Raw genomic sequence first — 11,522 nt, 5'->3', positions numbered from 1 at the left:
AGCCTGCATCAATTTGCCTTCATTTTCTTTTCCTTTGATGGCCTCTTCTGCTATTTCACTGAAGCGACCGCCAATAGGCATCAATAAATTTGGTTCAAGATATCTCGGGTCCAATTCCCCGACTGCTTCGTATGGGTTCTTCTCCTTTCTCTTTACCTCATAAATAAGCTCAATTTTCTTCCCTGAATCTTCCGGACCTAATTCAAAATAAACTATCTTATTTCTGAATTCCTTTTCTTCAAGTATTTTGTGGTTACCAGGGATATTCATAGAAACTAGTTTCACTTGCTGAAAATCATCTGATTTGGCCAATGGAATCCAGCCCTTGGTAATTTGGGTGATTTTTGGAACTACAGCGGCATACGTAAATTCAAAATCGTCAGTCCCCTCCACAACACCTAATAATTCTGTAGAAGCAGACTCAACGGGTACCTTTCTCCAAGTCTTATCAACCACCTGTTTCCAGGTATAAAAAGGCTTTCCGTTCAATTTATGTAAAGAAGTTTCTGTCACTCCCATGCTTCCGGGTTCGCCTTCCAAGAAAAAGTCAACATCATACACGTCTCCATTTTCATCGGCAAGGTCAACACATGCAAAGTGTCTTTTTGGTCCAAGGTTAGAAAGGTACTCCGTGTGAACCCTTACCAGTTTCAATCTAAGCTGATGTTTTTCATCATCGATCAAAAAATAACCCCCATTGGCTGCTGTTTCTTTATCTATGTATGCCTTTATACCTGCTTCAATTTCTTCAATAGAAACCTTTTCTAATTTAGCTTCCGTTTTAGTTTCAGTTTTCTCATTTTGTTGACCAGAATTACAAGACACGATCAAGAGAGAGAAAAAAAGCAAAAAGAGATTTGGGATTTTATAAGAGGGCATAAATATTTATTATGGGTAATTGATTTAACAATATTGCAACAAATAGTACTTTTTCCAAAGAGTATTGTTTATTGGTAAATATCATGAGAGGTAAAAATGGGTGTTATTCATAAATTATTTAAGTTTACCTTCCAACTTAAAATCAATATGAATGAAAAGGATTTTAAACGACTTACTAAGTATTTGTGCTATTTTAATTATTTTTTCGGGTTGTAATATCAAATCAACAGAAAGTAATTACTCGGATGAAAAAATCAAAAATGTAGATCAGGCGACTTTCCTAAAGCTGATATCTGAGGGAGATGGTATACTCGTGGATGTCAGAACTCAAGAGGAAATATCCAACGGTGTTATTGCTGAGCCCTTGAAAATCGACTTTTTAAGCAAGGATTTTTATGAAAAATTGAACGAACTCCCAAAAGATAAAGAAATTTACCTCTACTGTGCAGTGGGTGCAAGAAGTGCAAAAGCAGCTGAGTACCTGAAGGAAAAAGGTTATCCCAAAGTTTATAACCTTGAAGGTGGATACGTTGAATGGGTTAAAAACGGGTACACTGTAAAATAAAAAAAGAGGCTATTTCTAACGCCTCTTTTTTTAAATTGAAATTCAAATGAAAAATTTATTCTGAGAATGTACTTCTAAGACTATTTCACTATGAATTAATTACAGTTCTTTAATCTTGATATTCCTGAACCAAACTTCATCTCCATGATCCTGAAGGGCAATTTTCCCTTTACGATACTTGGCAAATCCTGGCATATCTTTAAATTTTGACTCAGCTACCATTTGCTCCCACTCGGGTGTCCAAAGGCTGGTAGAAACTACCATCACACCATTCATATGCAATTCAAGTTCTCCTTGGTTAACTATGATTTCGGCTAGGTTCCATTCGCCTACTGGCTTCACTGTTTGCTCACTTGATTCTATCAGGTCATAAAGATCTCCTGCTTTATGTGTCCTGATTTTAGCATCAGGATGACCATCATCATCAAGAATCTGCATTTCCATACCGGTCATCCATGGATATGAATAATCTTCTGATTCATGTACCAAGAAAATTATGCCGCTATTTCCATCCTTTCCGATTTTCCATTCTACTTGGAAGTGAAAATTCTCGAACTCGTCTACAGTCACAATATCTCCCGCATCACCGGTTTCCCAGTTTTCTTTGTTTGCAGCATCCAAGTACATCACTCCGTCTTGGATTTTCCAGGCTTTGCCTACTTCTCCTCCACCGTACTTTTTCCAACCATCAAATGAGGATCCATCAAACAATTCCCTCCATTCATTTTCTTCGACTTCTATTTCCAAAGATTCTGCTGTTTGCTCAGTAGAGCCACCACAAGCAAATGCCATGGTGGCTCCAAACATGAGCATGTATCCAATATGCCTCATAATTATTTTTTAAGAAGTAAAACGTATTTTACAATAGTTTCCACATCATCGTTTTCCAAGTGCGGATGCGCTGGCATGGGTACTTCACCCCATTCGCCAACATTCCCTTTGATCACTCTCGATGTCAACATTGCTACGTTCTCATCAGTATTTTCATATTTAGCAGCTACATCTGCATAAGATGGACCTACTATTTTCCTTTCCACCATATGACAAGCGGTACAACCAGCTTCTTTTGCTTTGGCAGAGCCTGCCACAAAAACAGGATCATCTTTATATTTGTCTTCCAAACTTTGAGAAGAGGCTGCTGGTGCAGGGGCCGAATCCGAAGAAGATGACTCTGAAGAAGAATCAGAAGATCCACCACCCCCGCAGGAGTAAGCTAGAGCTGCTAAAGAAAGCATCCCCATAGCCATTGATTTTGCTAGTTTCATGCGAATAATAATTTTTCGTTGATTAATTAAATACCTAATATTTTTTTATTGAAAGCTTCATCAGCACCTCGACCTGCAAAGTCATCAAATGCTTTTTCGGTAACCCGGATTAAATGATCAGAAATGAACTGTGCGCCTTCTATAGCACCTTGTTCAGGATGTTTGATTGCACATTCCCATTCCAGCACAGCCCAACCATCAAAGTCATACTGAGAAAGTTTGCTAAATATACCACTAAAATCTACTTGTCCATCACCTAAAGAGCGGAATCTTCCTGCCCTATCAACCCAGCCTTGAAAGCCTCCATACACACCCTGCTTGCCTGTAGGATTGAATTCTGCATCTTTTACGTGGAACATTTTGATCCTTTCGTGATAAAAATCAATGAATTGAAGATAATCCAAACATTGCAATACAAAATGACTTGGATCGTATAAAATGTTTGCACGCTTGTGGTTATTTACTTTTTCCAAAAACATCTCAAAAGTGATTCCATCATGTAAATCTTCGCCCGGATGTAACTCATAACATACATCTACCCCGTATCGGTCAAACTCATCCAAAATAGGCATCCATCTTTTTGCCAGCTCAGTAAACCCGGTTTCAACCAATCCAGCAGGTCTCTGGGGCCATGGGTAAACTGTATGCCACATCAAGGCTCCCGAAAATGTCGCATGCGCAGTGATGCCAAGATTCGCGGATGCCTTGGCTGCATATTTCAGCTGCTGAGTAGCCCATTCCGTCTTGCCTTTAATATCCCCTGCAAGATTTGCTGGAGCAAAGCCATCAAATAACTCATTATAGGCAGGATGAACTGCAACCAACTGTCCCTGAAGGTGAGTAGAGAGTTCTGTAATTTCAAGCCCAGCATCCTGAACTGTTCCTTTGATTTCATCTGCGTAAGTTTTACTTTCTGCAGCTTTTTGAAGGTCAATCATTCTAGGATCCCAGGAGGGAATCTGCACTCCTTTATAGCCTACATTGGCCATCCATTCACAGATTGATTTGAGAGAATTAAACGGTGCTACATCATCAGCAAATTGAGCTAAAAATATGGCAGGTCCTTTAATGGTTTTCATAGGTTTATTATTTAAGATTTTAAATTTTGGATTTAAGATATTTTGGTAGATGTGAATTGTTACTGTTCAACGATAAATGGAGTCCATTTTTGTTCTGAAGCAGAGCTGGCCAATACAAGTTCAATGAATGCCATCCCGCGGATACCATCTTCTGCCCCTGGGAAATCCCACCATTCGGCTTTCGGTTCCTGACCTTCTCTGAGTGCATAAATACATCTTGCAAAGTTTCTGTAAATATTAGCAAAAGCCTCTATATAACCCTCAGGATGCCCTGCTGGAGTTCTGGTATTTTCATTGGCTAAAGAACCTAAATAACCTGTTCCTGCTCTATATACCTCTGCAGCTTTGCCTGGCCACCTAACAATGAGTGTATTATTATCCTCCTGCTGCCATTCCAGACCGCCTTTATCTCCATAAACGCGTATTTTGAGGTTATTTTCGCAGCCTGTATCTACCTGGGATGCCGTAAGTATACCAGAAGCATTATTTTCAAAACGCATCAAGACAGCACCATCGTCGTCAATTGGTCTACCCTCTACTTTGATATCGAGATCAGCACATATTTTGGCTACTTTCATACCTGTAACATACTCTGCCAAGTTGAACGCATGCGTACCAATATCCCCAAAACAACCTGCTTTCCCATTTCTGGCAGGATCTGTTCTCCACTCAGCCTGTTTGTTGTTTTCATGCTCAAGAAGTTTGTATAACCAACCTTGAGGATATTCTACGTACACTTTTTTGATTGTGCCGATTTCGTTATTGGAAATCATCTGCTTCATCTGCTTGATCATAGGATAACCCGTGTAAGTATGGGTTAGACAAAAAAGCTTATCACTATTTTTGATGATTTTATACAATGACTTTGCTTCATCGTAAGTTAAAGTCATCGGTTTATCCAAAACAACATGAAAGCCGTTTTCCAAAGCTTTCTTGGTAGGATCAAAATGAACATTATTTGGCGTAACTATACTGATGATATCAACTCTTTCCTCTTCGGTAAGCTGAAGCTCCTTTTCTATCATTTCATCATAGGAGGAATATACCCGTTCAGGATCAAGCATGAGTTCTTCTCCCGCTTTTTTTGATTTTTCAGGATCACTGCTGAATGCACCCGCGGTGAGTTCGATGAGTCCGTCCATAAGTGCCGCACTTCTATGAATCGCTCCAATAAATGCCCCAGGCCCTCCTCCTACCATTCCCATTTTGAGTTTTTTTCGCATTGCCATATCTTTTTGGTTTAAGGGTTTCAGTTTAAAATTTATTCTGGGTTAATTTTCCTGTAAGATAATTTATGTATTTCAATCACTTAAAAACCATTTTAAATAATTGATCAATTGCAGTAAGATGTTATGAATGGTAAAGGATTGATACGCTTATTGACTTATTTGAACCTGAATAAGACACCTTTTAAAAATAAGGTAAAAAACCTTAATTTTATCAGAATTCACATATTTCTCCAATTCCCATGGAGTAAAAAATCATAATTCACAGCCAATGAATTTAGCTATCCGATCAAAACTTTCCTTTATGATGTTCCTTGAATTCTTCATTTGGGGTTCTTGGTTCGTGACAATGGGTACATTTTTAGGAATGAATTTGCAGGCTAGTGGAGCACAGACAGGGGCAGCATTCTCTACCCAATCTTTTGGAGCTATAATCGCCCCCTTTGTTATTGGGCTAATTGCAGATAGGTATTTTAATGCAGAAAAGATTTTAGGTTTCCTACACTTAGGGGGCGCTGTGTTGATGTTTATGATGTATCAAGCAGAGACATTTGTACTTTTTTATCCCGCTGTTTTTATTTATATGATTTTATACATGCCAACATTGGCATTGGTAAATTCTGTCTCTTTCCGCCAAATGAATGACCCTGAAAAAGAATTTGCCTCTGTAAGGGTCTGGGGCACTATTGGCTGGATTTCGGCAGGACTGGTCATCAGCTATATTTTTCACTGGGATTCTACTGAAGGAATGTCCCAAGGATTGTTGAAAAACACCTTTCTTATGGCTTCAATCGCCTCTCTCATATTGGGATTTTTCAGCTTTACGCTTCCCAAAACTCCCCCTAGAGCAGACAGGGGTAAACAAGTTTCAATATCCGATATCATGGGGCTTGAAGCTCTCCGACTTTTGAAGGACCGAAACTACTTGGTTTTCTTTATTGCATCCATTTTGATTTGTATTCCTTTAGCTTTTTATTACCAAAACGCCAACCCTTTTTTGGCAGAAATTGGGGTATCCGATCCCACAGGAAAAATGACGATTGGGCAGGTCTCTGAGGCTTTATTTTTGCTTTTACTTCCAGTCTTTTTCAAAAGATTTGGATTTAAAGCAACCTTATTGGTCGGAATGATTGCATGGGCTGTTCGATACGCTTTATTTGCTTTCGGCGATGCAGGCTCTGGCTTGTGGATGCTGATTTTAGGAATAGGGCTACATGGTATTTGTTATGATTTTTTCTTTGTTTCTGGACAGATTTATACCGACTCCAAGGCTGATGCAAAAATTCAGTCAGCTGCGCAAGGAATGATAACCTTGGCCACCTATGGTATTGGAATGTTGATTGGATTTGCCATTGCTGGACAAGTCACTGATCTCTATTTATATGCAGATGGATCACATGATTGGAATTCTATATGGCTGATTCCCGCGGGGATTGCTATATTAGTGGTTCTATTTTTCTTGATCCTTTTCAAAAATGAAGTGTTAAGTAAGAAAACAGAATCTCAACCTATTAACAAATGACCAAAATAACCAGAAGAAACAGCTTAAAAAAAATAAGCTTAGGAGCTGTAACCATAAGTGGTTTTTCAGCCATGTCGGTTAGCAGTGCTGCCAAGAAACCTCCTTTAAAAGGAAATGTGAACCATGCCGTATGTCATTGGCCTTTCAATCCTATGAGCCTTGATGATTTGTGTATCGCCGTCAAAAAAATAGGATTCAATGCCATAGACTTGGTTGGTCCAAACAACTGGCATATCCTCAAGAAACATGGAGTGGAATGTTCATTGTGCAACGGTGCTGAACTTGGAATCGAAAGAGGCTGGAATGATCCACAATACCATGAGCAATTGATTGCCAATTACACAGACATCATACCCAAAGTAGCAGAAGCAGGGTACAAAAATCTGATATGTTTCAGTGGCAACAGAAATGGAATGGATGACGGGACAGGAATGAAAAACTGTGCGGACGGCTTAAAGAAAATTACAGGCTTGGCTGAGCAACATGGTGTAACTTTGATCATGGAACTTCTCAACAGCCGTGTAAACCACCCCGATTATATGTGTGACAAGAGCGCATGGGGTATTGAACTCTGTAAAATGGTGAGCTCTGATAACTTCAAGTTGCTTTATGATATTTATCATATGCAAATCATGGAAGGGGACTTGATCCGAACTATTAAAAATAACCATCAGTATTTTGGACATTACCATACGGCTGGAAATCCAGGTAGAAATGAGATAAACGATTCTCAGGAAATCAACTACCCGGCAATCGTAAGGGCAGTCCTTGACACTGGATATGATGGTTATTTCTGTCAGGAATTTATTCCTACCAGAGAAGACAAAATCGCTTCCCTTGAGGAGGCAATCAAAATTTGTGATTTATAGTAAACTCAATATTAATTTAATTATGGCGGATAATTCGTATGATGCAATCGTTGTGGGATCCGGAATCAGCGGAGGATGGGCAGCGAAAGAATTGACTGAAAAAGGATTGAAGGTCCTTTTATTGGAAAGAGGACAGAACGTAGAGCATGTCAAAGATTACAAGACGGCAACACAAGCTCCTTGGGAAGTACCTCACCGGGGTAGAAGAACTGTAGAAATGACAGAAAACCACCCAAACCTTAGAAGAGATTATGTACTTAATGAGCAGAATTTAGATTGGTGGGCTCACGAAAAAGATTCTCCTTATGTAGAAAAAAAGCCATTTACATGGTTTAGAGGTTATCAAGTGGGTGGAAGATCCTTATTATGGGGAAGGCAAAGTTATAGACTTGGAGACATTGATTTTGAGGCCAATCTAAAAGAAGGAATAGCTGTGGATTGGCCGGTAAGGTACAAGGATTTGGCACCTTGGTACAGTTACGTTGAGAAATTTGCCGGTATATCTGGAAATAAAGATGGACTTGACCAATTGCCTGACGGAGATTTTCAGCCTCCAATGCCTCTCAATTGTGTTGAAAAAGATGTAGCAGAAAGAGTTAAGAAAGCTTTTGATGGAAAGAGACTTGTGACTATAGGAAGAGTAGCCAACCTAACCCAGCCTTTGGAAGGCAGGGTGCAGTGTCAGTTTAGAAACAAGTGTTGGTTAGGCTGTCCTTTTGGAGGTTACTTTAGTACACAATCCTCCACGCTTCCTGCAGCTATGAAAACAGGCAACCTTACATTAAGACCATGGTCTATTGTAACCAAGCTCATTTACGATAAGGATACAAAAAAAGCAACTGGAGTAGAAGTATTGGATGCCGAAACAAATGAAACATATGAATTCAACTCCAAAATTGTATTCCTATGTGCATCTGCATTTAATTCTACTGCTATCCTGATGAGAAGTGCCACAGATATATGGCCTGACGGATTAGGAAGCAGTTCCGGTGAATTAGGACACAATGTTATGGATCACCATTTCAGAACTGGTGCAAACGGAATCATGGAAGGATATGAAGACAAGTATTATTTTGGCAGAAGACCAAATGGTGTTTATATCCCAAGATTCCGAAATGTAAACGGAGACCAAAGAGATTATATCAGAGGATTCGGATACCAGGGAGCTGCAAGCAGGTCAGGCTGGAGTCGAAATGTTGCTGAAATGAATTTTGGTGCACAACTGAAAGAGGCGCTTAGCGAGCCAGGACCTTGGAGCATGGGAATTACCGGTTTTGGTGAAATACTTCCTTATCACGAAAACACCATCAAACTGAGCAAAGATGTCAAAGACAAATGGGGTCTCTCTGTTTTGGAAATGAATGCCGAAATCAAGGATAATGAGAAAAAAATGAGGGTTGATATGATGAACGATGCAGCCGAAATGCTGGAAGCTGCCGGTCTCAAAAACGTCAACACTTTTGATGCAGGATATACGTTTGGACAGGGTATCCATGAAATGGGTACTGCAAGGATGGGAAGAGAGCCAAAAACCTCTGTACTGAACGGCAACAACCAGGTATGGGATGCCAAAAATGTATTTGTCACTGATGGAGCATGTATGACTTCGGCAGCGGCTCAAAACCCATCCCTAACTTACATGGCCTTGACAGCAAGAGCTGCTGACTTTGCTGTGAATGAATTAAAAAAAGGAAATCTGTAATTTAAAAGAAATCAAACCATGGCAATGAATAGAAGAGACGCACTCAAAAGCGTAGCATTGATGATGGGTGGAGCAATGGTAGGAGCCAATGTGATCCTTACCGGTTGTGCTCCGGAAGACCAAATTGTAGGCTTGGATTTTTCACCAAAAGACATAGCTTTCTTAGATGAAATTGGTGAAGCCATCATACCTACCACTGACACACCTGGAGCCAAGGCTACTGAAATCGGTGAATTTATGGTAATGATGGTAAAGGACACCTATAACGGTGAACAGCAACAAACCTTCGTAGATGGAATCAATTATATCCGTAAAGACTTCAAAGATACTACTGGTAAAGATTTTATGGATGTAAGTGTGGAAGAAAGAACTTCTTACCTCAATGACCTGAAATCAAAATTAAGTGAAAGTGAAGACATAAAGGAGGCCGCAGTAATCGGAATGCTTCAAGACCTTACGGTTTTGGGATACTTTACTTCAGAAATCGGCGCTACCCAGCAGCTGAGATATTACGAAGCCCCAGGCAGATATGATCCCTGCATAGATTACAATCCAGGAGATAAAGCATACGCCATCTAATCAAATAAACACGAGAGACTGCTATCTAGCAGTCTCTTTTACATACTACAGACTATGAAAAACAGAAGAAAATTTATTCAGCTAAGTGCGATCTTCGGTGCGGGAGCAATGCTGCCGCTCCAATTTTGCAGCTCACCAAAATCCGAGTCTCAAGAAGGTACTGAAGCCATGCTTGGAAGTGCGGATGGAACTTTAACTGATTTTGGCTTACAATTATATTCAGTCAAAGAAAATATGGCTGAAGATGCAAGAGCCACAATTTCAGCAATTTCGAAATTTGGCTACACTCAGATAGAAGGATTTGACAGTGGAAAAGGGATTTTTTGGGGTATGTCTAATAAGGAATTCAAGTCCTTTACAGAAGACTTAGGACTGGACTTCATTGCTTCCCATTGCAATACTTTCGAAAATCTTGAAAAGTTGGCAGAAGAAGCTGGCGAGATTGGAATGAAATACTTGATCAATCCTTATATAGGTGCCCAGAAGTCAATTGACGAATATAAAAAAATGGCCGAAGCATTCAACAAACAAGGAGAAATCTGTAAACGAAACGGATTGAGATTTGCCTATCATAACCACGGTTATACCTTCACTGAACTAGAAGGCCAAGTCCCACAAGATGTTTTGATAGAAAATACAGACCCTGACCTAGTAGATTTTGAAATGGATACTTATTGGGTAACCACCGCTGGATATGACCCAGAATCGTATATTAAAAAATATCCGGGAAGATTTACGCTGGGACATGTTAAAGATAAGTCAGGAGACTTACCTTTTGAGGAGGCTAATGGTTCTACAATAATCGGTAATGGTATTATGGATTTCAAATCGATTCTGAGAACAGGTAAAGACAATGGCATGGAGTATTTTATTGTGGAGCAAGAGAGATTTGAGGGTACCAACCCTATGGAGGCTGCAGAAAAGAACGCTGCCTACATGAAAAGTTTTGTGTTTTAATATCCAAACAGGGCTGTCTCATAAGTAAACTCCCTGAAATTTAGTCCCAATCTTGTTTGGTGTATAATTTCAATAAGCTTTGTGTCTTGGAGCCTTTGTGGCATTAATAATTAATTATAGCTGCAAAGACACAAGGGGCTTAATTCTAAACACGAAACTTTTTTTTGGAGATCGAATCAAAAATAACTTATGAGACAACCTCTTTTATCCTATAAAGTATTGGGTTTAGATCTTGATGAATAAATCAAAAAATAGATAATTCCCAATAAGATAATCAAGGCTGCCAATTCAAATTGTGACCAAATTTTAGATCTATTGACAACCTTATCAGAATTCATAGCCAATTTTTTCCCTTCATCTATCTGTATCTGCGAAAGCTTTTCAAGATCCCTCAAGGCCCTTTCAATGTAAGTATTGTATTCTTTGACTTTTTTCTCGTTAATCCCTTCACTATCGGAATAAATAAGCTTATAGTCTGCAATCCTGAGGTTGTCCATGATAATCCTTTTGAAATCAGTCAAAAATGATTCTTCAACCTCCGTCAGTTTTGTTTTTTCAAACTCTTTTACCAGTCTCAGAATCCTTTCTTCATAATTACTTATTTCTTCCACCGTGTTGCTGTAATCACTCTCAAATTCACAGTGATTGATAAGTAATTTGATCCGGAATAATTTTTCAGATATAGAGAAAATATAACTCTCTACTACCAATCGATCTTCATAGAATGAAATAAAGCTATCACCCAATTCATTGAAATTCTTTCTTTCAAAAAAGTTTTTGCCAAATATGACCACAATCAAAAATGTAAGAATAATCGCCACTTTCACTTTTCTGTTTTGATATTTCTTCTTGTTCATTAGAATTGCTGGTTATGTTAGG

The 11,522-nt window shown here is 39.1% G+C and carries 11 protein-coding genes and 1 pseudogene; 6 read left to right on the top strand and 6 right to left on the bottom strand.

Features of this window, described 5'->3' with window-relative positions; translation table 11 throughout:
* A pseudogene (locus tag EA341_RS15320) lies at positions 1-879 on the bottom strand (transglutaminase domain-containing protein); the annotation flags it as partial.
* Positions 880-1,030: 151 nt separating this feature from the next.
* On the opposite strand from EA341_RS15320, the gene EA341_RS15315 reads away from it, so the two are divergent.
* The gene (locus tag EA341_RS15315; RefSeq protein WP_293016040.1) at positions 1,031-1,444 is read left to right on the top strand and encodes a rhodanese-like domain-containing protein; all 414 of its coding nucleotides are present in this window, start codon (positions 1,031-1,033) and stop codon (positions 1,442-1,444) included.
* Positions 1,445-1,543: 99 nt separating this feature from the next.
* Here the strand turns inward: EA341_RS15315 and EA341_RS15310 are convergent, their stop codons facing one another.
* The 4 genes from EA341_RS15310 to EA341_RS15295 are packed head-to-tail and all read right to left on the bottom strand — an operon-like array spanning position 1,544 to position 5,017.
* Positions 1,544-2,275, bottom strand: a complete 732-nt coding sequence (locus tag EA341_RS15310) for a DUF1080 domain-containing protein (RefSeq protein ID WP_293016039.1) — start codon at positions 2,273-2,275, stop codon at positions 1,544-1,546.
* Positions 2,276-2,277: 2 nt separating this feature from the next.
* Positions 2,278-2,709: a c-type cytochrome gene (locus EA341_RS15305; protein WP_293016038.1), complete on the bottom strand. Its 432-nt coding sequence runs from the start codon at positions 2,707-2,709 to the stop codon at positions 2,278-2,280.
* A gap of 26 nt (positions 2,710-2,735) precedes the next feature.
* Positions 2,736-3,788 (bottom strand): sugar phosphate isomerase/epimerase, encoded by a 1,053-nt coding sequence (locus EA341_RS15300; protein WP_293016037.1) that lies wholly within the window; start codon positions 3,786-3,788, stop codon positions 2,736-2,738.
* A gap of 59 nt (positions 3,789-3,847) precedes the next feature.
* Complete coding sequence (locus tag EA341_RS15295) at positions 3,848-5,017, bottom strand: Gfo/Idh/MocA family oxidoreductase (protein ID WP_293016036.1); 1,170 nt, start codon at positions 5,015-5,017, stop codon at positions 3,848-3,850.
* A 268-nt stretch (positions 5,018-5,285) separates the two neighbouring features.
* Here EA341_RS15295 and EA341_RS15290 point away from each other — a divergent pair, with 268 nt between their 5' ends.
* Genes EA341_RS15290 through EA341_RS15270 form a run of 5 tightly spaced genes read left to right on the top strand, consistent with a single transcriptional unit; the run spans position 5,286 to position 10,643 of the window.
* Positions 5,286-6,536 carry a nucleoside permease gene (locus tag EA341_RS15290; protein WP_293016035.1) on the top strand — a complete coding sequence of 417 codons (1,251 nt, stop codon included), beginning with the start codon at positions 5,286-5,288 and terminating at the stop codon, positions 6,534-6,536.
* Positions 6,533-7,405: a TIM barrel protein gene (locus EA341_RS15285; protein ID WP_293016034.1), complete on the top strand. Its 873-nt coding sequence runs from the start codon at positions 6,533-6,535 to the stop codon at positions 7,403-7,405. The genes EA341_RS15290 and EA341_RS15285 overlap by 4 nt, the downstream gene beginning before the upstream one ends.
* 22 nt (positions 7,406-7,427) lie before the next feature.
* Entirely contained in the window at positions 7,428-9,107 is a 1,680-nt protein-coding gene (locus EA341_RS15280) for a GMC family oxidoreductase (protein ID WP_293016033.1), read from the top strand.
* A gap of 18 nt (positions 9,108-9,125) precedes the next feature.
* Complete coding sequence (locus tag EA341_RS15275) at positions 9,126-9,686, top strand: gluconate 2-dehydrogenase subunit 3 family protein (RefSeq protein ID WP_293016032.1); 561 nt, start codon at positions 9,126-9,128, stop codon at positions 9,684-9,686.
* A gap of 54 nt (positions 9,687-9,740) precedes the next feature.
* Positions 9,741-10,643 carry a sugar phosphate isomerase/epimerase gene (locus EA341_RS15270; protein ID WP_293016031.1) on the top strand — a complete coding sequence of 301 codons (903 nt, stop codon included), beginning with the start codon at positions 9,741-9,743 and terminating at the stop codon, positions 10,641-10,643.
* A 209-nt stretch (positions 10,644-10,852) separates the two neighbouring features.
* On the opposite strand, the gene EA341_RS15265 is transcribed toward EA341_RS15270, so the two are convergent.
* Complete coding sequence (locus tag EA341_RS15265) at positions 10,853-11,500, bottom strand: MCP four helix bundle domain-containing protein (protein WP_293016030.1); 648 nt, start codon at positions 11,498-11,500, stop codon at positions 10,853-10,855.
* Between the last annotated feature and the right edge of the window lie 22 nt (positions 11,501-11,522).

The sequence above is a fragment of the Mongoliibacter sp. genome (genome assembly GCF_007692705.1).
Lineage (GTDB): Bacteria > Bacteroidota > Bacteroidia > Cytophagales > Cyclobacteriaceae > Mongoliibacter.
Note: the sequence above shows the minus strand (reverse complement) of the source record. Positions and strands in the feature narration are given on the sequence as shown.